The following is a 21,404-nucleotide window of genomic DNA, read 5'->3' as shown; positions in this document are numbered from 1 at the left end:
GGCACGCTGTTGAGTTCTCAAGGAACGGACGCTTCCTTCGTACTCACCCTCGCGGGCTTTCCTCCGGGCGCTTCCCTTCGGTGATCCAGACTCTATCAGGGTTTTCCGGTCTCTTTGACCACCATCCTGCGGACATGCAGAAGGGGATCCCGAGATAGGATCTGACAAGTTGGGTGCTGCCGGACACAGACGCGCGGTCGCGTCACTCATCCCCCGAGCAGGGGTATGACTCTACATGGGTCCCGGAGCAGGTGCAAACCGATCGGCTTGGTGGTCTAGACCACCGTGGCATACCCTGCTGTACACCGCGCCGTCCGGGACAGGCAGTGCTGTGACGGCACAAATGAATCTCCACCCCTGGGAGGCTTCCCATGACCACCGTGACGTCCCCGCTCGCAGGGCGCGCCATCGGACTGGCGGCCGTGCCGGATCCGGTCTTCTCCGGGGCCATGGTCGGCCCCGGCACGGCGATCGATCCCGTACGCGAGCCCGCCGACGTCGTGGCCCCCGTGGACGGAGTCATCATCTCGTTGCACCCGCACGCGTTCGTCGTCGTCGACGAGCAGGGGCACGGGGTGCTCACTCACCTCGGCATCGACACCGTGCAACTCAACGGCGAGGGCTTCGAGCTGCTGGTGAGCAAGGGCGACACGGTGACGCGCGGCCAGGCCGTGGTGCACTGGAACCCCGCCGCCGTCGAAGCCGCCGGCAAGTCCCCCGTGTGCCCGGTCGTGGCCCTGGAGGCCACCGCGGACTCCCTCTCCGATCTTCGCGAGGACGGCGATGTGAAGGCGGGCGACAGTCTCTTCACCTGGAAGTGACACCACTGCCTTCCTGAGGGGCGTACAGAACAACCATCGCGGCGGCGGGACCCGCCGCACTAATGGAGACGGGTGAGATGGAGACAACGCTGCGAGGCGTCGGTGTGAGCCACGGAGTGGCGATCGGCGAGGTTCGGCACATGGGGACGGCGGTGCTGGAGCCGCCTGCCAAGCAGATCCCGGCGGACGAGGCGGAGCGTGAACAGGGGCGCGCCCGTCAGGCCGTGGAGGCCGTGGCGGCCGACCTCATGGCGCGCGGCAATCTGGCGGGGGGCGAGGCCCAGGCGGTGCTCGAGGCGCAGGCCATGATGGCGCGGGATCCCGAGCTGATCGCTGATGTCGAGCGGCGTATCGCCGTCGGCAGTACGGCCGAGCGCGCGGTGTACGACGCGTTCGCCGCCTACCGGGAGCTGCTGGCCGGTGCGGGTGAGTACCTCGCGGGCCGGGTGGCCGATCTGGACGACGTGCGGAACCGTATCGTCGCTCGTCTGCTCGGTGTGCCGATGCCGGGTGTGCCGGACAGTGACGAGCCGTATGTCCTGGTCGCCCGTGACCTGGCGCCGGCGGACACGGCGCTGCTGGACCCGACCCTCGTCCTCGGCTTCGTCACCGAGGAGGGCGGGCCGACCAGCCACAGCGCGATTCTGGCGCGGGCACTGGGTGTGCCTGCCGTGGTGGCGCTGCCCGGCGCCGTCGAACTGGCCGAGAGCACGGTGATCGCCGTGGACGGAAGCACCGGCGAGGTCTTCGTGAACCCCGGTGCCGAGAGGAAGGCGCGGTTGGAGGCCGCGGCCGCCGAGCGCAAGGCCGCGATGGCCGCCTCGATCGGTCCGGGTGCCACCTCCGACGGTCACAAGGTGCCGCTCCTCGCGAATATTGGCGGCCCTGCGGACGTGGCGGCGGCGGTGGAGGCCGGTGCCGAGGGTGTCGGGCTGTTCCGGACCGAGTTCCTGTTCCTGGACGACAGCAAGAGCGCGCCGTCCGAGGAGAAGCAGGTCGAGGCCTATCGACAGGTCCTGGAGGCCTTCCCGGAGGGCCGAGTGGTCGTGCGCGTGCTGGACGCGGGTGCGGACAAGCCGCTGGACTTCCTGACGCCGGCCGACGAGCCGAACCCGGCTCTCGGTGTGCGGGGCCTGCGGACGCTGCTCGACCACCCGGAAGTACTGCGCACCCAGCTGTCCGCGCTCGCCAAGGCGGCCGAGGGCCTGCCGGTCTACCTTGAGGTGATGGCCCCGATGGTGGCGGACCGGACGGATGCCAAGGCGTTCGCGGACGCGTGCCGTGCGGCGGGGCTGCGGGCGAAGTTCGGTGCGATGGTGGAGATCCCGTCCGCCGCGCTGCGGGCCCGTTCGGTGCTGCAGGAGGTCGAGTTCCTGTCGCTGGGGACCAATGACCTCGCGCAGTACACCTTCGCGGCCGACCGGCAGGTGGGTGCGGTGTCCCGGCTGCAGGACCCGTGGCAGCCCGCGCTGCTGGACCTGGTCGCGATGGCCGCCGAGGCGGCGAAGGCCGAGGGCAAGAGCTGCGGTGTCTGCGGTGAGGCCGCTTCCGATCCGCTGCTGGCCTGTGTGCTGACGGGTCTGGGTGTCACCTCCCTGTCCATGGGTGCGGCGTCGCTTCCTTATGTACGGGCGACACTGGCGAAGCACACGTTGGCTCAGTGCGAGCGTGCGGCGGCCGCGGCACGGGCCGCGGACACCGCCGAGGAGGCGCGCGACGCGGCTCAGGCGGTGCTTTCCGGCGAGTGACACAGCCGCGCTGTTCGCCTGCGGCTTGCCGAGGGGCGCTCCACTTGCGGTGGAGCGCCCCTCGGGCGTTCAGTGGCGGCGCCGCGCAGCTGGTCCTTCCTCTCCGAGGTCGGGTGGCTCGCTGTAGTCGACGCCGGATTCCGGGGAGATCAGGTCACCGGATTCGATGTCGGTGCAGTAGGCGTCGAAGACTTCGCCCGCGGTGAGGGGGTCGAGGCCGTCGGCGCGCAGGCGCCAGCCGTAGATGCGGTCGGCTGTGCCGGGGGCGGTGGTGCGCATGACGAGTCCGCCGGGGCTGCCGGTGGCGATGCCGAGGGCGAGGACCGTGGTGAATTCGAGGGCTTCGGCCTCGTCGAGGTGGGCGGCGTCGGCGTCCTCGTCGTCGGCGTGGAGGACGGCGATCAGGGTTTCGGGTGTGCCGGTGACGCTGCACACCAGGTGGCGGTTGCCCGGTGGGGCCGTGTCGAGGATGCGGACGAGGAGGTCCGTGGCTCGGGCGAAGGCGGCGCGGCCGATGTTCTCGCCGCAGCCGGCGCAGGGACCGAGCCGGGCGAGGAGGGTGGAGGCGTACTCCCAGGTTGCCTGGCGGACGGCCTCGTCGACGAGGTCGGGGACGAGTTCCGCGAGGGGTTGTCCGTCGTAGGGCAGCGTGGGGCCCGTGGTCGCGAGTTCGGCGGTGTAGCGGGCGCGGCTGGACGGGGTGTCCGGATCGAGGCCGGTTTCCGCGCAGTATTCGCCGTATTCCTCGGGGTCGAAGAGCGCCACCGTGGTGTGGCCGCCCTGCTCGGCGACGGTCTTGAGGAGTGTCTCGACCTGTCGCAGGTAGGTGGTGTGGTCGTCGAAGGTGAAGCTGCGGTAGCGCCGCATGGCGCGGAAGTCCTGTTCGTCGGTGAGCAGGCCGATGGTGCCGGCGATTTCCCGGCGCAGGACGCGTCGCATGGTTCGGTGGTCGGTGTGCGCCATGTTTCCCCCTGTCTGCACAGTCGATCAATGCTCACTCACAGTAACCGGATCGACTGACAACGGGGATGGCCTCGGGCTTCACCGCCGTGCTCGGTGAAGCCCGAGGGCCACCTGCGCCGGGTGACCGGGCCGCTCAGGCGCGTTTGCGGGCCAGGTCCTCGTAGAAGCGCAGCAGGCCGAGGTCGTCGACCGAGCCGGGGTTGACCGCCTTTTCCAACGGTGTGCCCTGCAGGAGGCGCTTGACCGGGACCTCGATGCGCTTGCCGGTGAGGGTGTGCGGAATGCCGGGCACCTCGATGATCTCGTCGGGAATGTGCCGTGGAGAGAGCTGTTCACGGATGGTCTGCTTCACTCGGCCCAGCAGCGCGTCGTCGAGGACGGCTCCGGGGACGAGGTGCACGAAGAGGGGCATCCAGTAGCCGCCGTCGGGCTGCTCGATGCCGATGACCAGGGATTCCTTGATCTCGGGGAGGCGTTCGACGGCTTCGTAGATGTCTGCGGAGCCCATCCGCACGCCCTGGCGGTTGAGCGTGGAGTCGGAGCGACCGTGGATGATCACCGAGCCTCGGGAGGTCAGCGTGATCCAGTCGCCGTGGCGCCACACTCCGGGGTACATGTCGAAGTAGCTGTCGTGGTAGCGGCTGCCGTCGGGGTCGTTCCAGAAGTGGATCGGCATCGACGGCATGGGGTTGGTGACCACGAGCTCGCCGACCTCGTCGACCAGCGGTGTGCCGCTGGGATCCCACGACTGCAGGTCGGTGCCGAGGCAGGGGGCCTGGAGCTCGCCGATGTGGACCGGGAGGGTCGGTACGGCTCCCGCGAAGCAGGAGCATACGTCCGTGCCGCCGCTGACGGAGGCGATCCACAGGTCGTCGCGGACCTCGTCGTGCAGCCAGCGGAATCCGTCCGGCGGCAGCGGCGATCCGGTCGTCGCGACGCACTGCACCCGGGACAGGTCGAAGTCGCGGGAGGGACGCACTCCCGCCTTGCGGCAGGCCATCACGTACGCGGCGGAGGTGCCGAACAGCGTGGCTCCGGTGCGTTCGGCGATCCGCCACTGGGCGCCCGTGTCGGGGTATCCGGGGCTGCCGTCGTACAGGATGATCGTCGTGCCGGTCAGCAGGCCGGAGACGAGGAAGTTCCACATCATCCAGCCGGTCGACGTGTACCAGAAGAAGCGGTCCCGGGGGCCGAGGTCGCAGTGCAGGCCGAGCTGTTTGAGATGCTCGACCAGGATGCCGCCCTGGGACTGCACGATGGCCTTGGGCAGGCCGGTGGTGCCGGAGGAGTACAGCACCCACAGGGGATGGTCGAAGGGCACCTGTTCGAAGACGGGGTCCGCGTCGGCGGAGGTCAGGCCGGCCCAGTCCAGGGCGCCTTCGGGGGCATCGGTACCCAGCAGCGGGATGTGGACGACCGCGCGCAGGGTGGGCAGTTCGCGGCGCAGTTCGGCGACGGCGTCGCGGCGGTCGTGCTCCTTGCCGCCGTAGCGGTAGCCGTCGACGGTGAACAGGACGACCGGTTCCACCTGCTGGAAGCGGTCGAGGACGCTGCGGGCGCCGAAGTCGGGAGCGCAGGACGTCCAGACGGCGCCCACGGCGGCCGTGGCCAGGAGAGCGACGACGGCCTGGGGGATGTTCGGCAGATAGCCGCTGACCCGGTCTCCTGGGCGTACGCCCAGGGCGCGCAGCTCTGCGGCCAGGGAGCCCACCTGGCGGCGCAGCTCGGACCAGGTCACCGGGCACGGTTCGTGCGTCTCGTCGACGTACAGCAGGGCGGGTTCGTCGGCGCGGGTGGCGGCCGCGCGCAGGGCGTGCTCGGCGTAGTTCAGGGTCGCGCCCGGGAACCACTGGGCACCGGGCATCGAGCGGTCGCCCAGCACGCGCGCGTAGGGCGTGGTGAACCGTACGTCGAACCACTCCGTCACGGCTTTCCAGAAGGTGTCCAGCTCGTCGACGGACCAGCGGTGCAGTTCCGTGTAGCCGCCCTCGGCCGGGGCTCCGTGGTGCTCGGCCGCCCAGGCCTGGAACTTCGTGATCTGTGCCTGGGCGATCCGCTGCGGATCGGGCTGCCAGAGCGGCAGGGGGTTCACGGTCGACATGGCTGCTCCCGGGCTGTGCGCGTCGTGTGCGTCGGTCCGCGCACGTGCTGGGTGTGCGCGTGACGCGGCTGACACGGACGATGCCATGTGATCGACTTCCGCACCAGGGTGCACCGCACATGGTCCGCGTGGCGGAGATGTGGTCACGGCACAGGTGAACGGCAGTTGAACGGGGTGCCCGCGGGCGGCTGTCAATGGCAGGCTGAGCAGCATGGGCGGTCGTGACCTGGTGCGTTCGGTGAAGGCGGTCGGTTCGGCCGGGGCGGCCCAGGGGCTGCGGACCGTCCGGGCCGCCTGGCGCAGGCGGCGCGCCGACGCCAGGGGTCTGCCGCCGCGGGGGCCCGAACGCGCGCGGGTGCCCGGTGCGGTGCGGGACGCGGAGCCCGGGTGCGGGGGTGGCGTCGTGCGCTTCGGCCGCTCGGAGCTGCGCATTGTTGTCGCCGTGAACGGTGCCGTCTTCTGGGGCTGGGACGGGGCCGGGCCCGAGCCGTTGTACGCGCTCGCCGGCCGCTGTCCGGACCCGGACCCGCGCGCGGTGCTGGAGCCGGACAAGGACGGCGGCTGGCGGGTCGTGGCCGAGCGGGTCACCGTCGCCGTGTCGCGGTACGGCGCGGTCGAGGTACGCACGCCGGGGGGTGTGCCGCTGCGCCGCGACCTGCCGCCCCGGTGGTGGGAGCCGGTGGGCGGGGGCCCCGCGCGCTGGTCGCAGCGGTCGGAGGTGGCGGCCGACGCGCGGTTCTTCGGTCTGGGCGGCCGGGCTTCGGGGCCGCGGCTGCGTGACGGCGCCTACCGTCTGTGGAACACCGATCCCGGCCGGGCCTTCGGGCCCGGTGACGACCCCTTGTACGTCACCATGCCGGTCCAGCTGGTCGTGGCCGACGCGGGGACGCACCTGGTGTTCCACGACAACTCCTGGGACGGCACGGTCACGCTGCGGGAGGGCGAGGAGGGTGTCGGCTCGGGCCACGACCTGGCCGGGACGAGCGAGTTGAGGATGACCGGCGGTCCGCTGCGCTGCTGGGTGATCGTCGGCACCCCCGCGCGTGTGGCGCAGACCTGGGCCTCGCTCACCGGGGCGGCCGCGCTGCCGCCCGCGTGGGCTCTCGGTCATCACCACGCGAGGTGGGGCTTCGGCGGTGAGCAAGAGGTGCGGCGGATCGTCGCGGGCTACCGCGAGCACGGTCTGCCGCTGGACGCGGTGCACCTGGACATCGACCACTACGCCGCGCACCAGGTGTTCACCGTGGACCAGGACCGCTTCCCGGAGCTGCCGGTGCTCGCCGAGGAGTTGCGGCGGGACGGGATCCGGCTGGTGTCCATCGTCGACCCCGCGGTGAAGGCGGCACCGGGCAACGCCGTGTACGACGAGGGAACTGCCGGTAGCGCCTTCGTGCGGCACGCTTCGGGCAACGTCGTGCGGGGCCTTGTGTGGCCAGGGGAGGCGGTCTTCCCGGACTTCACGCACGCGCGTGTGCGGCAGTGGTGGGGCGGGCTGTACCGGGAGCGGCTGGCCCAGGGGTTCGCCGGTTTCTGGCACGACATGAACGAGCCGACATCGTTCGCCGCCTTCGGTGAGACGACCCTGCCCCGGTCGGCCCGGCACGCCCTGGAGGGCCGGGGCGGCGATCATCGTGAGGCGCACAACGTGTACGCGCTGTGCATGGCCAGGGCCGGCTACGAGGGGCTGCGCGACCTGACGCCCGAGGAGCGGCCGTTCGTCTTCTCGCGCTCGGGGTGGGCCGGGCTGCAGCGCTACGGCGGCACTTGGTCGGGGGATGTGGCGACCGGCTGGCCGGGGCTGCGGGCGTCGCTGTCACTGGTCCTGGGGCTGGGCCTGTGCGGGGTGCCGTACTCCGGCCCGGACGTGGGCGGGTTCGACGGCAGTCCCTCACCTGAGTTGTATGTGCGCTGGTTCCAGCTGGGGTCGTACCTGCCGCTGTTCCGGACGCACGCAGGCCTGTGGGCGGGGCGCCGGGAGCCGTGGGAGTTCGGTCCGGAGGTCCTTCGGCACGCGCGTGTGGCGCTCGTCGAGCGCCGGCGTCTGCTGCCGTACTTCGTGACGCTGGCGCATCTGGCGCGGCGCACCGGTGCGCCCTATGTGCGGCCGCTGTGGTGGGGCACGCCGGAGGATCGCGCCCTGCGGGACTGCGAGGACGCCTTCCTGCTCGGCGACAGCCTGCTGGTGGCGCCCGTGCTCGAACCCGGCGCGAGCCGGCGGGCGGTGCGGCTGCCGCGGGGCCGCTGGTACGACACGGTCACGGAACGGGCGTACGAGGGGCCGGGACAGGTGCTGGTCGACGCCCCCCTCTCGCGGATTCCGGTGTTCGCGCGCGCGGGTGCGGTGATCCCCGTGCGAGGTGAGGACGGCGGTCTGGAGCTGGAAGTGTGGGCGCCCGCCCGGGGACGTACCGGGGGCGGACTGGTGGTGCCGGACGCGGGCGACGGCTGGGAGGACCCGGAGACCGAGTGCTACACCACCCGTCTGCGGGGCGGGCGGGTGGCCGTCGAGCTCGAGCGGGAGAACGGCGTGGGCGAGCCGCCCCGGCCGCTGCGCGTACGGGGACCGGCCGAGGGCTGAGCTCAGAGGTACCGGCCCTCGAACCAGGCGCGGACGGCCAGCGTGTGCAGCGGGAAGGCGAGTTCGACGGGCCTGCGCAGCAGGTGCCGGCCCTCCGTCTCGTCGGTGGCACTGAACTGCGGCAGACTCTCGACGGGACGTTCCGGCAGCAGCCCGAAGAGCAGCAGATGCCCGTCGGGCGAGCTCATCGCGTCGGCGAGCCGCACCTCGCGGGCGGCCGCGTCGATGCCGGTCTCCTCCTTGAGCTCGCGGACGACGGCCTGCCGCCAGTCCTCACGGTCGTCGATGTAGCCGCCCGGCAGGGCCGTGCCCCCGCGCGCGGGGGCGATGGTGCGCGTGATGACGACCAGGGCGGTGCCCTTGGTGTCGTAGACGGGCTGGAGGGCCACCGCGACCGGCAGCGGGTTGCGGTAGGCCACGGTGCCACAGGCCGGGCAGGTGCGGGGCCAGCCGGAGATGTCCTCTCCGTAGGCCGCTCCACAGCTCGAACAGTGGGAGTGCGCTACGGAGTTGGCAGCCGAGCATTGGTTTTCGGACACGCGCGGACTGTATCCGATCGGAAGAAGGCCGTCTTCCGTCAGTCGGCGGTGCCCTGCCGCCGGCTGAGGACGCCGGGGCCCGGGAGCCGCCGTGAGCAGCGCGGACGCGGTCGTCCGGCAGACGTAACGGCGTACCGCCGCGGCCTGCTCCTGCACGGGCCGCCTGTCACCCATCTCGCGCTGTTTTATGCCAATGTGGGACAAACTGGCACCAGTGAGGGCGCAGGGGATGACATGTCCCGGCCCTCGGCCGCTTCTCCACTCCCCAAGGGGTAGCCATGACGGACAACGCCGAGAAGTACGTGGCCGCAATCGACCAGGGCACCACCTCCAGCCGCTGCATCATCTTCGACCACAGCGGCTCCATCGTCGCCGTGGATCAGCGCGAACACCGGCAGATCTTCCCCAAGCCGGGCTGGGTGGAGCACGACGCCACCCAGATCTGGTCGAGGGTGCAGGCGGTGGTCGCGGGCGCGATCGCCAAGGCCGGGCTGCGCACCGACCAGCTCAGCGCGCTCGGCATCACCAACCAGCGCGAGACGACGGTCCTGTGGGACCGCGCCACCGGCAAGCCCGTGCACAACGCGATCGTCTGGCAGGACACCCGCACCGCGGCGCTGTGCAACGAGCTGGGCGGCTCCGACGGGCAGGACCGTTTCCGCGAGCAGACCGGCCTGCCACTCGCCAGCTACTTCTCCGGCCCCAAGGCGGCCTGGCTGCTGGACAACGTGCCCGGCCTGCGCGACCGCGCCGAGCGCGGCGAGATCGCCTTCGGCACGATCGACTCCTGGCTCATCTGGAACCTCACCGGCGGTACCGACGGCGGCCGGCACGTCACCGACGTCACCAACGCCGGCCGCACCATGCTGATGAACCTCCAGACCCTCCAGTGGGACCAGTCCATCCTGTCCGCCATGAACGTCCCCGAGGCGATGCTGCCCGAGATCAGGTCCTCCTCCGAGGTGTACGGGACCGCCGTCGGCCAGCTCGCCGGCGTGCCGGTGGCGTCCGCCCTGGGCGACCAGCAGGCGGCCGTGTTCGGCCAGGCCTGCTACGACGTGGGCGACGCGAAGAACACGTACGGCACCGGCAGTTTTCTGCTGCTGAACACGGGCAGTCGGCCGGTGCCGTCGAAGAGCGGCCTGCTCACCACCATGGGCTACAAGATCGGTGACGAGGCGCCGGTCTACTGCCTGGAGGGCGCCATCGCCATCACGGGCGCGCTGGTGCAGTGGTTCCGCGACCAGCTCGGCATCATCCGTACGGCGGACGAGATCGAGCCGCTGGCGGCAAGCGTCGAGGACAACGGCGGCGCGTACATCGTGCCCGCGTTCTCCGGCCTGTTCGCACCGTACTGGCGTTCGGACGCGCGCGGGGTGGTCACCGGCCTGACCCGGTACGTCACCAAGGCGCACCTCGCGCGGGCGGTGCTGGAGGCGACCAGCTGGCAGACGCGCGAGGTCGTGGACGCGATGTACCAGGACTCCGGGGTGCGGCTGACGACCCTGAAGGTCGACGGCGGCATGACGAAGAACAACCTGCTCATGCAGCACCAGGCGGACGTGCTCGACGTGCCGGTGATCCGCCCCAGGGTCTCCGAGACCACCTGCCTGGGTGCCGCCTACGCGGCCGGGCTCGCCACCGGAGTGTGGAACGACCTCGACGAGCTGAAGTCGCACTGGCAGATGGACGCCGAGTGGACTCCGTCCATGGAGGCGTCGGTCCGTGACCGCGAGTACCGCAACTGGCGCAAGGCCGTGGAGAAGAGCTTCGGCTGGCTGGAGGACGGCGAGGACTAGCCACGCGCGTGTGCCGGAGCACGCGGCCCGTAACCCGGCCGGCGGAGGGTACGGACCGTGCGTGCGAGGTCACGTGGCAGCGGCCTGCCGACGATCCGCGACGTAGGCCATCGCGTGCTGGACGACCCCGATGAGGACCTCCTTGACCGACTCGCGGTCGCGGGCGTCGCACAGCAGCAGCGGGACGTCGTCGTCGAGGTCGAGGGCCTGACGGACGGCCTCCTCGGGATAGCGGGCGGCCCCCTCGAAGCAGTTGACGGCGACGAGGAAGGGGATGGAGCGCCGCTCGAAGTAGTCGACGGCGGCGAAGCAGTCCTCCAGGCGCCGGGTGTCGGCCAGCACGACCGCGCCGAGCGCTCCCTCGGTCAGCTCGTCCCACATGAACCAGAACCGCTCCTGCCCGGGCGTCCCGAAGAGGTACAGCACCAGGTCCTCGCGCAGCGTGATGCGGCCGAAGTCCATGGCCACGGTGGTGGTGTGCTTGCCCTCCACGCCGCTGAGATCGTCGACCGGCCGCCCGGCCTCGGTGAGCAGTTCCTCGGTGCGCAGCGGCCTGATCTCGCTGACCGCGCCGACCAGGGTCGTCTTGCCCACGCCGAAGCCGCCGGCCACCAGGATCTTGAGCGTGACGGGCTCGACCGGGGGTTTGCCGCGCTCAGAACGGCCGAGGATCATCGATCTCTTCTCCTGCTCGATGGGGTTCGGGCGGCGGTGGGCCGTACCCTCCGCCGCCTGGGGTTTCGACGACGAGTACGTCGCCGGGGGCGACGTCCGCCGAGTCGCTTCCGCCGAGTTCGACGACCGTGCCGTCCGCGCGCTCCACCCGGCCCGCGCCCAGCGCGCCGGGCTCACCACCCGCCATGCCGTAGGGCGGGACCCTGCGGTGCTGGGAGAGCGTGGAGACGGTCATGGCCTGGAGGAAGCGGATCCGGCGTACCGCACCGTCTCCGCCGCGCCACCGGCCGGCGCCGCCGCTGCCGTGACGGACCGCGAACTCCTCCAGCCGCACGGGCAGCCGCCATTCGAGGACCTCGGGGTCGGTGAGCCGGGAGTTGGTCATGTGCGTCTGGACGACACTCGCGCCGGGGAAGCCGTCGCCCGCGCCGGAGCCGGAGGCGATGGTCTCGTAGTACTGGTGGCGCTCGTTGCCGAAGGTGACGTTGTTCATCGTCCCCGAGCCCTCCGCCTGGACGCCGAGCGCCGCGTACAGCGCTCCGGTGATCGCCTGGGAGGTCTCGACGTTGCCCGCGACGACCGCGGCCGGCGGCTCGGGAGAGAGCATGGAGCCGGGCGGTACGACGATCTTCAGCGGGCGCAGACAGCCGTCGTTGAGCGGGATGTCGTCGGCGACCAGGGTGCGGAAGACATACAGCACGGCCGCGTTGACCACGGAGAACGGGGCGTTGAAGTTGGTCGCGAGCTGCGAGGAGGTGCCGGTGAAGTCGATCGTCGCCGACCGCTGCCCGCGATCCACACGGACACGGACCCGGATGACGGCTCCCGAGTCGGTCTCGTAGGCGTACTCCCCGTCGTCCAGCGCGTCGACGACCCGGCGGACGGCCTCCTCGGCGTTGTCCTGGACGTGCCGCATGTAGGCCTGGACGACATCGAGGCCGAAGTCGTCGATCATGCGTGCGACCTCGTCCACGCCCTTCTGATTGGCGGCGATCTGGGCGCGCAGGTCGGCGAGGTTGGTCTCGGGGCTGCGGGAGGGATACCTCGCGCCGGTCAGGAGGCGGAGGGTCTCCTCCTCGCGCAGTCGGCCGTTCTCGGCAAGCAGCCAGTTGTCGAAGAGAACGCCCTCCTCCTCGATGGTGCGGCTGTCCGCCGGCATGGAGCCCGGCGCGATACCGCCGATCTCGGCGTGGTGACCGCGGGAGGCGACGTAGAACAGGACGCGGTCACCCTGCGTGTCGTCCGCGCCGAAGACCGGGGTGATGACGGTGACGTCCGGCAGGTGCGTGCCGCCGTGGTACGGGTCGTTGACCGCGTAGGTTTCCCCCGGCCGCATCCGGGGGCCGCGGCGCCGGACGACCTCCTTGACGCTGGTGCCCATCGAGCCCAGGTGCACGGGGATGTGCGGGGCGTTGGCCACCAGGTTTCCGTCCGGGTCGAACAGGGCGCAGGAGAAGTCGAGGCGCTCCTTGATGTTGACCGACTGGGCCGTGGATTCCAGCCGGGCGCCCATCTGCTCGGCGATGGACATGAAGAGGTTGTTGAACACCTCCAGTAGAACCGGATCGACTTCTGTGCCGAGGCCGGAACTCTGCGTAACCACCACGCGTTCCAGAAGCAGATGCCCGTCGTCGGTCGCCGCGGCCCGCCAGCCGTCGTCGACGACGGTCGTCGCACTGGCCTCCGTGATGATCGCGGGGCCGGTGACGGTGCCGCCGGGAGGCAGGTCCTCGCGGCGGTGCAGGGGTACGTCGCGCCAGGCGCCGCCGGTGTGGAGACGGACGGTCTCCGGGGCGGTGGAGCGGCCCGCTCGGGCGGCCTGGTACGGGGCGAGGGCGGACAGATCGGGGGGTTCGGTGATGCCGGTGGCTTCCACGGAGAGGGCTTCGACGACGATCGGGCGGTCGAGGATGAAGGAGTACGTGGCGCGATGACGCTCTTCGAAGGCGTGCCGCATGGTGGCGGGTTCGGCCAGCTCGACGGTGAGGGCGGTGTCCGTGCCGTCGTAGCGGAGCTGGGCGCGGCGGGTGACGCGGATGTGCTCCTCGGGGATGTCCTCGGCGCGCAGTTCCGCGCGGGTGGCGGCCTCCAGGTCGTCGGCGGTCTTCAGCACGCCCGGCATGGCGGCGGGCTCCAGGGGTGCCTCGACGGACTGCTCCCGCATGGCCGTGGTGTCGGCGAGGCCGATGCCGAGCGCGGACAGGACGCCCGCCATGGGCGGCACGAGGACCGTACGGATGCCGAGCGAGTCGGCGACCATGCAGGCGTGCTGTCCGCCCGCGCCGCCGAAGGTGGTCAGGGCGTAGCGGGTGACGTCGTGGCCCTTCTGCACGGAGATCCGCTTGACGGCGTTGGCGATGTTGGCGACGGCGATCTGCAGGTAGCCCTCGGCGACCTGTTCGGGGGTGCGGTCGTCGCCCGTCCGCTCACGGATCTCGCGGGCGAGGGCGGTGAAGCGTTCGCGGACGAGTGCGTCGTCGAGGGGCTGGTCGCCGCCGGGGCCGAACACCTTGGGGAAGTGGGCGGGCTGGACGCGGCCGAGCATCACGTTGGCGTCGGTGACGGCGAGCGGGCCGCCGCCGCGGTAGCAGGCGGGGCCCGGATCGGCGCCCGCCGAGTCCGGGCCGACGCGGTAGCGGGAGCCGTCGAAGTGCAGGACCGAGCCGCCGCCGGCGGCCACGGTGTGGATGTCCAGCATGGGGGCGCGCAGCCGCACGCCCGCGATCTGCGTGGTGAAGACGCGTTCGTACGCGCCCGCGTAGTGGGAGACGTCCGTGGAGGTGCCGCCCATGTCGAAGCCGATGACCCGGTCGAAGCCGGCGAGCCGGGACATGCGCGCCATGCCGACGATGCCGCCCGCGGGCCCGGACAGGATGGCGTCCTTGCCGCGGAACTGCCCGGCCTCGGTGAGCCCGCCGTTGGACTGCATGAACATCAGCCGTACGCCGTCGAGCTCGTCGCCGACGTGCTGGACGTAGCGGCGCAGTACGGGCGACAGGTAGGCGTCGACGACCGCGGTGTCGCCGCGCGGGACGAGCTTCATCAGCGGGCTGACCTCGCTGGACAGCGAGATCTGCGGGAAGCCGACGCGGGCCGCCAGCTCGCCGACGGCTCGTTCGTGCGCGGGGTGCAGATGGCTGTGCAGGCAGACCACGGCGACGGCGCGGATTCCGTCGTCGTACGCCTGCCGGAGAGGCCCGGCGAGGGCGTCGAGGTCAGGGGCGCGCAGGACGGTGCCGTCGGCGGCCATGCGCTCGTCGACCTCGAGCACCCGTTCGTACAGCAGCTCGGGCAGCTCGATGCGGCGGGCGAAGATGTACGGGCGGTTCTGGTAGGCGATGCGCAGGGCGTCGCCGAAGCCGCGGGTGACGACGAGGACGGTCCGCTCGCCGGTCCGCTCCAGCAGGGCGTTGGTGGCCACGGTGGTGCCCATGCGGACCGACTCCACGGGATCGCCGGAGCCGTCCAGGAGTGCGCGGACGCCCGCGACGGCCGCGTCGGCGTACCGCGCGGGGTTGTCGGACAACAGTTTGTGCGTGACCAGGCGGCCGTCCGGGCGGCGCGCGACGATGTCGGTGAACGTGCCGCCCCGGTCGACCCAGAACTGCCAGCCTGTCATCTCATCACCACGCTTCCGCACCGCTCACAGCGCCCGCAGGCCGTTGATCACATCGCGCAGGACGCTCTCGTCCGGCAGCTGAGCCGGGGGCACCGGACGCGTCACGTGCACGTACTCCTCGTCCACGAGGTCGCCGATCAGGACGCGCACCACGCCGACGGGCAGGTCGAGCTCCGCGGCGAGTTCGGCGACCGACTGCGGGGTGTCGCGGCACAGTCCGACGATGGCCACGTGTTCCGGCGCCAGCGCGTGGTCCGCCTCCGGGTCGGCCACGTCGGGTTCCGTGACGACCACCGCGATCAGGTCCAGGCGGTGCCGGCCCGCATGGCTGGTGCGGCCGCGTGTCATGGCGTAGGGGCGGACCACCGGTCCGGCCTCGTCGTCGAACCAGTGGCTTCCTGCCTGACCGTCTGCGCTCATGTCATCCCACTACCCGTCCGAGGGCACATCGGTGCGCGGAGCGGCGCCCAGATGCGCGCCGGCCCGCTTGACGAGGAGGGTCATCTCGTACGCCACCTGGCCGATGTCGGAGTCGGCGTCGGACAGGACGGCCAGACAGCTGCCGTCGCCGGCGGCGGTGACGAACAGGAAGGCCTCGTCCAGTTCGACGACGGTCTGCCGGACGCTGCCCGCCTCGAAGTGCCGGCCCACGCCCTTGGCGAGGCTGTGGAAGCCCGAGGCCACGGCGGCCAGGTGCTCGCTGTCCTCCCGGGTCAGGTCCTTGGACACGCCGGTGGGCAGACCGTCCCCGGACAGGACGATGGCCTTGCGGATGCCGGCGACCCGGTCCACGAGGTCGTCGAGGAGCCAGTTCAGCGCCGCCTTGTCGGTCGCGGTGCGGCCGGTCGTCTTCGGTGCGGTCATCGTCCGTCCCCCTTGGTCGTTCCTTGTGCGGTCGTTCCCTGCGCTGTGCTGCCGCCCGGGGCCTGGTCGCCCGCGGCGTTCTCCTCACGGCCGCGCTGCCAGCCGCGCTGGAGTGAGGCCATACGGCTGCGTACCTCGTCGGCGTCACGTTCGACGGGTTCGGGGCCGTCCTGGGTGCGCCGCTTCGGGCCCTGCTTCAGTTGCGGGGCGAGGCTGGCCTGTCGCACCCGCCGGGGCAGCGCACCCGGGTCGGGTGCGGGCTCGGGTACGGGCTCGCCGGACGCGTCGGCGGGGCCGTGCTCGGCGTCGTCCGGGCCGCCGGGGGCTAGTGCGGCGCGGCGGGTGCGCTGCGGAAGGGCGGGAGCCTGCCGGGGCCCCTCGTCTGCGGCCGGGGACGCCGGTGTGGTGCCGTGTCCACCCGGGCGGTCGGCCTCGGCGGTGGCCGGTCCGAGCGGAGGCTCGCCACGGCGGCGGACCGGCAGCGGGGCCGCCGGCTCGCGTGCGGATCGGCCGCGGCTCGCCGGATCCTTGTCGTCGGCCGCCTCGCGCCGGGAGCGGTGCTCGGTGACCGGGCGCCCGTGGGAGCTGACCAGCTTGGGTGTCCGGCGCCGCGGCAGCGGGACCGGGAGATCCAGGACCTCGTCCTCGCCGGCCTCGCCGATGCGCTTGCCCTCCGGGGTGCCGCGCAGGCCGGTGCTCCGCCGGTGCTCGTCCAGGGGGCGGGGCGCGCCGTCGTTCGGCTTCTGCCGGGCCGGCACACGGCGCGGGCGGAACAGCCCGCCTCGCTCGCCGCCCTCCTCGTCGAGCACGCCGGGGAAACCCTCGATGGCGTCCAGGTCGACGGGGGCCTCCAGCTCCACCGGTCCGTCCAGGACCGAGGCGGGCAGTCCCGGAAGCCGCACGGGCGCCTGGGAAAGGGCTGCCCTGCGGCCGTCCTCCCGGTCGGCCTTCCGTACGGGCCGCTCCCGGTCGAGGCGGAAGCCGACACCGTTGGTGTCCGGAACGTCGTCGGTCAGCAGGGCGTCGGGGATGAACACGACCGCGGTGGTGCCGCCGTACGGGGACGGCTGGAGCGAGACCCGGACCTTCTGCCGCTGGGCGAGCCGGCTGACCACGAACAGTCCGAGCCGGTCGGTGTCGGAGAGTTCGAACTCCGGTGTCTCGGCGAGCCTCAGGTTGGCGTCCAGCAGCGCCTCCGCGGTCATGCCCAGACCCCGGTCGTGGATCTCCAGGGTGAAGCCGTTGGCGACCCGTTCGCCGACGACCTGGACCGCGGTGTGCGGCGGCGAGAACACCGTGGCGTTCTCCAGGAGTTCGGCCACGAGGTGGGTGAGGTCGGCGACCGCGGGGCCGGTGACCGCGACCCGCGGCAACCGGCGGACCTCGATGCGCTCGTACTCCTCGACCTCGGCGACGGCGGCGCGTACGACGTCCATCAGCTGCACGGGTTTGCGCCACTGCCGGGACGGGGCGGTGCCGGAGAGGATCACCAGGCCCTCGGCGTGCCGACGCATCCGGGTGGTCAGGTGGTCGAGACGGAACAGGTCGGCCAGTTCCCCGCTGTCCTCGGTCCGGCGCTCCATGGCGTCGAGGAGGGTGAGCTGTTTGTGCAGCAGGACCTGGCTGCGGCGGGCGAGGTTGACGAAGACCTCGGAGACTCCGGCGCGCAGTTCCGCCTGTTTGACGGCGGCTTCGACGGCGGCCCGCTGCAGGGTGTTGAGTGCCTGGCCGACCTCGCCGATCTCGTTCTTGTCGTATTCCAGACGAGGGACCTCGGTCTCCACGTCCACCTGCTCGCCGGCCGACAGACGGCGCATCACGCTGGGCAGCCGGACGCCGGACGCCTCGTGGGCCTCCAGACGGAGTTGTCCGAGGTCGCGGATGAGGCCGCGGCCGACGCGCACCGACAGCACGAGCGAGACCAGCACGGCGATCAGACCGAGGACGCCCGCGACGGCGGCGCGCAGGACGACGTCCATCGCGACCGGACGGACGCGGTCCTGGAAGCGGTCGTTCGCCTCGTCGTCGAGGGTGCCGAGTGCGTCGAGGACGTCTCCGGCGACGGTGTCCCAGCTCTGCGCGCTGACGCCTCGGGGTTTGCCGGAGACGGTGGAGACGGCAGCCTGTTCGGCCGTGCGCAGCGGGGCGGAGGCGGCGTTCTGCCAGAAGCGGTCGTAGTGGCCGCGTTCGGAGACGGGCAGCAGCGGGAGGTTGGCGTCGTACAGCACGGAGCGTTGGGCGACGAGGTCGGAGACGTGGCGGCTCTCGTCGCGGGTGAGGGTGCCGACGACCAGGGAGGAGCCGAGCAACGCGTCCTCGCGGGAGAGGAGTTCGCGGGCCCGGGCGAGGTTGACCAGGGCGCGGTACTGCTTGTCCAGGTTGACGTCGTCGACGACGTGGAGGTTGGCGAGCAGTACGTAGCAGGGGTCGATCAGGCGGTTGTAGAGATCGAGTGCCTGGGCGCGGCCGACGGTTCCGTCCTCGACGCTGCGGCGCAGGGAGTCGATCCCGTCGAAGGCGTCCAGCACGGCGGTCAGGCGTCCGTCGCTGCCCGCGTCCAACGCGTCCTGGGCGTCGGGGTTCTCCACGTTCGCACGGATCTTGGCGATGGCGTCGTCGGTGGCGGCCCGGTTGCGCCGCAGCGCGGCGAGGCCGTCGGAGGCGCGGGGGTCGGCGAGGTGGACGAGGGTCTGGCGGCGCTCCTGCTGCAGGGCTCGAACGGTGTCCTCGGTGGGGTAGGCGACCTTCTCCACCACGGACGAGGCGTTGAACAGCTGGGTCGCCTGGCGTCCGGTGATCACCGTGGCGAACGCCCAGATCGCGGTCAGGGACAGCAGCGGCACGAGAAGCAGCGCCACGATCTTCCGGCGGATGGACTTCCCGCGAAAGCGCATGGCCTCCCCCAGCTCGACCCCCACGGTCGGGGGCACACATGTGCGTCAACAAACGGCGCGAGCCTACTACCGACACACAGTCAACTCGAAGAGTCGTCCGGAGGCTGAACTTCCGTACCGGCGGCGAGAAATGGCGAGTTGTCGGACATTATGGGCGATGGTGGTCCGGAACATGGTGGTGACGGGTGTACCTCAACAGGGCGGCCGCCCTCGATGGTTGACCGATTTCTTTCTCCGGCCGGGAATCTTCGGGACGTCTCGTTCGTCCTACTCCATGGGAAATGGGGGCGGAATCGGCCACAGGAGCCGCAGCCCACACCCGGGCGGCGTAAAACAGCGCAAGCCGGGCAGTCGCTGGGAGGCCGGTTCTTCGGACACCTGGGGCGAGCGGTCTGCCGGCGGTGGGGAGTGACACGTTGATGGGCACGGCGGAGCGGCACAAGACAGTCGCCGACGGCGGTACGGCGCCGGCGCGACGGGCGCCTCAGGCGCCGGATCACGACATTCCGGCGGCCGTCGGCGGTCGGCGGGAGGCCTACGGGCCCTCGGTGGTCGCGGACGGACCGGCCGAGCAGCCCGCCTACAAGCCGTTGTGGGTCGAGGAGCCCGCGCGGCGGCGCAGGATGCCCGACCCGGTGCGGGGTGCAGCCGTGCGCGCCGTGCTCATCATCGCCGTGACGCTGATACTGGCCGTGGTGGCGTTTCTGTGCACCATGGCCGAGTCCTGGCTGGCGTTCCCGATGGTCCTGAGCAGCGTGGCCGGCACGGTGGTGGCCACCTGGGCGGCGCTCGACGTATGGGTGACCCGCCAGGTGTGGAACCAGCGCAACGGCGTGGTCTCGGTACCGAGCAGCACCGCGCGTGCCCTGCGGCGCGAGCGGCGCCGGGCACGGCGGGAGGAGCGGGCTGCCGAGCGGACACGGAAGCGAATACGCCGACGGGGCGGCACGGGACAGCTGTCGCACCCCTAGGGACGGGTGGCCACAGGCGAGCTGCGGCCACCCGAGGGCGCCGACCTGGTCAGGGGCGGCCCGTGGCGGTCATGCCGGGCGTTTGAACATCCGGGTCGCCGTGATCTCGCTGTGCACGGACTCCCCCGCCGGAGTCTGTTGCGGCAGGCCGGGACGCAGGTGTTCCTCCACGCTGATGTACTTCAGCCCGGCCCTCAGGTCGGCGTCATTGCGCAGTCGGATGACCAGCGGGAACTCCGCCAGGGCCGTCGTGTCGAACAGACCGGTGGTGTAGAGGAGCTGGACGCCGAGGGCGTCGGACACGGCCCGCTGGAGTTCCAGCAGATAGGTGGCGTTGGCGCGCCCGATGGGGTTGTCCAGGAACAGTGTGCCGGCGTGACGGTGCCTGTCGCGGCCGCGGTCGTTCGACCTCAGGGCGGCCATGGTGCAGTACAGGGCGATGGCCGCGGTGAGCAGCTGACCGCCGGAGAACACGTCGCCCATCTGCCCGACGGGTACGCGCTCGGCGCGCAGTACGGCATCCGGCTTGAGGATCTCCACGGCCACGCCCTTGGGCTGCAGCGCCGCCGCGACTCCGCGCAGCAGCAGGGACATGCCGTCGCGCCGCAGGTCGGAATTCTTCCTCACAGCGGCCCGGGTCGCCTCGTCGATGACCTCGCCCAGGCGCTCGGCGAGCGTGGCCTGGTCGGGCTCGTCGAAGCGGATACGCAGGAACTCCTGCCCGGACCACTCGCCCAGGCCCTCGGGCAGGCGGGAGAGGCGCTGGGCGGACCTGAGCGTGGCGAGTGCCGATTCGACGAGCCCGCGCAGCCGGTCCACGATCGAGTCCCGGTTGCGTTCCAGTTGCTCCAGCTCGTCGGTGAGGACCCGGAGTCGGGGCGCGAAGGCCTCGGCCCACCGCTGGGCGTGCTCGGGCAGGGCGGAGGCGGGCAGTTCGCGGATCTGCTGCCGGGCGGGGGTGCGCACCTGCTCGTAGCGGGTGGAGTTGGCGTGCCGGACGAGGACGTCGCTCGCCTCGCGCACGGCGGCCTCGGCTGCGGACAGGTCGGCGGCGCAGCCGCGCAGCGACCGGCGGGCCTCGGCGGCCGCCTGACGGGCCGCCTCCGGGCTGCCCGGGTACGGTTCCGGCTCCTCCTGCTCCTCGTCACCGTTGTGATCGCGCAGCAGGTCGCGGAGCATGGCGGCGATCTCGTCGAAGCCGCTCGCCGCCTCCTCGGCGACGCGGTGGGCCTGAAGCAACTCGGCGTGCGCCTCGCGGGCCTGGGTCAACGCCTCGGTGCGGGAGACGAGTTCGGCGGTGGCCGTGCGCAGCAGGGCCTGGGCGTGCTCGGCGTCGCGCGGGAGCAGTTCCTCGGGCAGCTCGGTGTGTGCCTCGCCGTCCTCGGGGGCGTGCCGCTCGGCCTCGCCGCGCAGCCGGCCGAGCTGCTCGCTCGCGGACGACATGCGGGTCTCCAGGAGCTGCACCAGCTCCTCCGCGCGGGCGGCGGCGGCCTGCCGGGACGGCCCGTCGGAGCCGTCGGGGGACCGCAGGAGTTGCTCCGCGCGCGTGCGGACCTTGTTGCTGAGGCGGTCGAGTTCGGCGCGGGCCGCGCTCTCGTCGCTCTCCGCACGGGCCTGTTCGGCGCGCAGGTCGGCGCCGACTCCGACCTTCTCGTACACCTGGGAGGCGGCCCGGTACGCCTCGCGGAGGGCCGGCAGGGACGCCTTCGGCGTGTCCCCGTCGGCTTCGGGTACGTCGTCGGGGGCGCCGGCGACCTCGGAGCGCTCGGCGCGCAGCGCGCGGGCGGTGCGGCGGGCGTCGTCGGCAGCGCGCTGGGCGGCGCGCCGGTCCT

At 71.8% G+C, this 21,404-nt stretch carries 14 protein-coding genes; 5 read left to right on the top strand and 9 right to left on the bottom strand.

Annotated elements, in window-relative coordinates; genetic code table 11:
- Positions 1–371: 371 nt before the first annotated feature.
- Both DEP02_RS17970 and ptsP read left to right on the top strand, forming a co-directional pair.
- The gene (locus DEP02_RS17970) at positions 372–821 is read left to right on the top strand and encodes a PTS sugar transporter subunit IIA (protein ID WP_112468590.1); all 450 of its coding nucleotides are present in this window, start codon (positions 372–374) and stop codon (positions 819–821) included.
- Positions 822–898: 77 nt separating this feature from the next.
- Positions 899–2,569, top strand: coding sequence for a phosphoenolpyruvate--protein phosphotransferase (gene ptsP, locus DEP02_RS17965; protein WP_112468594.1), 1,671 nt, complete (start codon positions 899–901; stop codon positions 2,567–2,569).
- 69 nt (positions 2,570–2,638) lie between these two features.
- Here ptsP and DEP02_RS17960 read toward each other — a convergent pair whose 3' ends face one another.
- Together DEP02_RS17960 and DEP02_RS17955 are read right to left on the bottom strand one after the other, a co-directional pair.
- Positions 2,639–3,532: a DUF8829 domain-containing protein gene (locus tag DEP02_RS17960; protein WP_112468588.1), complete on the bottom strand. Its 894-nt coding sequence runs from the start codon at positions 3,530–3,532 to the stop codon at positions 2,639–2,641.
- Positions 3,533–3,665: 133 nt separating this feature from the next.
- Positions 3,666–5,633: an acetoacetate--CoA ligase gene (locus tag DEP02_RS17955; protein WP_112468586.1), complete on the bottom strand. Its 1,968-nt coding sequence runs from the start codon at positions 5,631–5,633 to the stop codon at positions 3,666–3,668.
- Between the two features lie 211 nt (positions 5,634–5,844).
- On the opposite strand from DEP02_RS17955, the gene DEP02_RS17950 reads away from it, so the two are divergent.
- Positions 5,845–8,211 carry a glycoside hydrolase family 31 protein gene (locus tag DEP02_RS17950; protein WP_112468584.1) on the top strand — a complete coding sequence of 789 codons (2,367 nt, stop codon included), beginning with the start codon at positions 5,845–5,847 and terminating at the stop codon, positions 8,209–8,211.
- Between the two features lie 2 nt (positions 8,212–8,213).
- Here DEP02_RS17950 and DEP02_RS17945 read toward each other — a convergent pair whose 3' ends face one another.
- The gene (locus DEP02_RS17945; protein ID WP_112468582.1) at positions 8,214–8,750 is read right to left on the bottom strand and encodes an NUDIX domain-containing protein; all 537 of its coding nucleotides are present in this window, start codon (positions 8,748–8,750) and stop codon (positions 8,214–8,216) included.
- 278 nt (positions 8,751–9,028) lie between these two features.
- On the opposite strand from DEP02_RS17945, the gene glpK reads away from it, so the two are divergent.
- Complete coding sequence (gene glpK / locus DEP02_RS17940; protein WP_112468580.1) at positions 9,029–10,549, top strand: glycerol kinase GlpK; 1,521 nt, start codon at positions 9,029–9,031, stop codon at positions 10,547–10,549.
- Between the two features lie 69 nt (positions 10,550–10,618).
- Here the strand turns inward: glpK and DEP02_RS17935 are convergent, their stop codons facing one another.
- Genes DEP02_RS17935 through DEP02_RS17915 form a run of 5 tightly spaced genes read right to left on the bottom strand, consistent with a single transcriptional unit; the run spans position 10,619 to position 18,601 of the window.
- A complete protein-coding gene (locus DEP02_RS17935; RefSeq protein WP_112468578.1) occupies positions 10,619–11,224 on the bottom strand; it encodes a GTP-binding protein in 606 nt (201 codons plus the stop codon).
- On the bottom strand, positions 11,205–14,843 hold the full coding sequence (locus tag DEP02_RS17930) for a hydantoinase B/oxoprolinase family protein (RefSeq protein WP_112468576.1): 3,639 nt from the start codon (positions 14,841–14,843) through the stop codon (positions 11,205–11,207). Before DEP02_RS17930 ends, DEP02_RS17935 begins: the two co-directional genes overlap by 20 nt.
- A 24-nt stretch (positions 14,844–14,867) precedes the next feature.
- Positions 14,868–15,263, bottom strand: a complete 396-nt coding sequence (locus tag DEP02_RS17925) for a DUF742 domain-containing protein (protein WP_112468574.1) — start codon at positions 15,261–15,263, stop codon at positions 14,868–14,870.
- A 9-nt stretch (positions 15,264–15,272) separates the two neighbouring features.
- Entirely contained in the window at positions 15,273–15,707 is a 435-nt protein-coding gene (locus DEP02_RS17920) for a roadblock/LC7 domain-containing protein (RefSeq protein WP_112468572.1), read from the bottom strand.
- Entirely contained in the window at positions 15,704–18,601 is a 2,898-nt protein-coding gene (locus tag DEP02_RS17915; protein ID WP_112468592.1) for a sensor histidine kinase, read from the bottom strand. Before DEP02_RS17915 ends, DEP02_RS17920 begins: the two co-directional genes overlap by 4 nt.
- A gap of 419 nt (positions 18,602–19,020) precedes the next feature.
- Between DEP02_RS17915 and DEP02_RS17910 the strand changes: the two genes are divergently transcribed.
- Positions 19,021–19,572, top strand: a complete 552-nt coding sequence (locus DEP02_RS17910; protein ID WP_112468570.1) for a hypothetical protein — start codon at positions 19,021–19,023, stop codon at positions 19,570–19,572.
- Positions 19,573–19,641: 69 nt separating this feature from the next.
- On the opposite strand, the gene DEP02_RS17905 is transcribed toward DEP02_RS17910, so the two are convergent.
- The coding region (locus tag DEP02_RS17905) for a coiled-coil domain-containing protein (RefSeq protein WP_500299470.1) at positions 19,642–21,404 on the bottom strand (1,763 nt) is incomplete at its 5' end.

The sequence above is a fragment of the Streptomyces triticisoli genome (assembly GCF_003270085.1).
GTDB lineage: Bacteria > Actinomycetota > Actinomycetes > Streptomycetales > Streptomycetaceae > Streptomyces > Streptomyces triticisoli.
This window is presented reverse-complemented; position numbering and strand designations above follow the sequence as displayed.

What these genes read in the sequence shown, in the direction of transcription:
- DEP02_RS17950 (WP_112468584.1), top strand. Translation starts at nt 5,845, where the DNA reads ATGGGCGGTCGTGACCTGGTGCGTTCGGTGAAGGCGGTCGGTTCGGCC.
- DEP02_RS17920 (WP_112468572.1), bottom strand. Translation starts at nt 15,707, where the DNA reads ATGACCGCACCGAAGACGACCGGCCGCACCGCGACCGACAAGGCGGCG.
- ptsP (WP_112468594.1), top strand. Translation starts at nt 899, where the DNA reads ATGGAGACAACGCTGCGAGGCGTCGGTGTGAGCCACGGAGTGGCGATC.
- DEP02_RS17930 (WP_112468576.1), bottom strand. Translation starts at nt 14,843, where the DNA reads ATGACAGGCTGGCAGTTCTGGGTCGACCGGGGCGGCACGTTCACCGAC.
- DEP02_RS17910 (WP_112468570.1), top strand. Translation starts at nt 19,021, where the DNA reads ATGGGCACGGCGGAGCGGCACAAGACAGTCGCCGACGGCGGTACGGCG.
- DEP02_RS17935 (WP_112468578.1), bottom strand. Translation starts at nt 11,224, where the DNA reads ATGATCCTCGGCCGTTCTGAGCGCGGCAAACCCCCGGTCGAGCCCGTC.
- DEP02_RS17970 (WP_112468590.1), top strand. Translation starts at nt 372, where the DNA reads ATGACCACCGTGACGTCCCCGCTCGCAGGGCGCGCCATCGGACTGGCG.
- DEP02_RS17960 (WP_112468588.1), bottom strand. Translation starts at nt 3,532, where the DNA reads ATGGCGCACACCGACCACCGAACCATGCGACGCGTCCTGCGCCGGGAA.
- DEP02_RS17925 (WP_112468574.1), bottom strand. Translation starts at nt 15,263, where the DNA reads ATGAGCGCAGACGGTCAGGCAGGAAGCCACTGGTTCGACGACGAGGCC.
- DEP02_RS17955 (WP_112468586.1), bottom strand. Translation starts at nt 5,633, where the DNA reads ATGTCGACCGTGAACCCCCTGCCGCTCTGGCAGCCCGATCCGCAGCGG.
- DEP02_RS17915 (WP_112468592.1), bottom strand. Translation starts at nt 18,601, where the DNA reads ATGCGCTTTCGCGGGAAGTCCATCCGCCGGAAGATCGTGGCGCTGCTT.
- glpK (WP_112468580.1), top strand. Translation starts at nt 9,029, where the DNA reads ATGACGGACAACGCCGAGAAGTACGTGGCCGCAATCGACCAGGGCACC.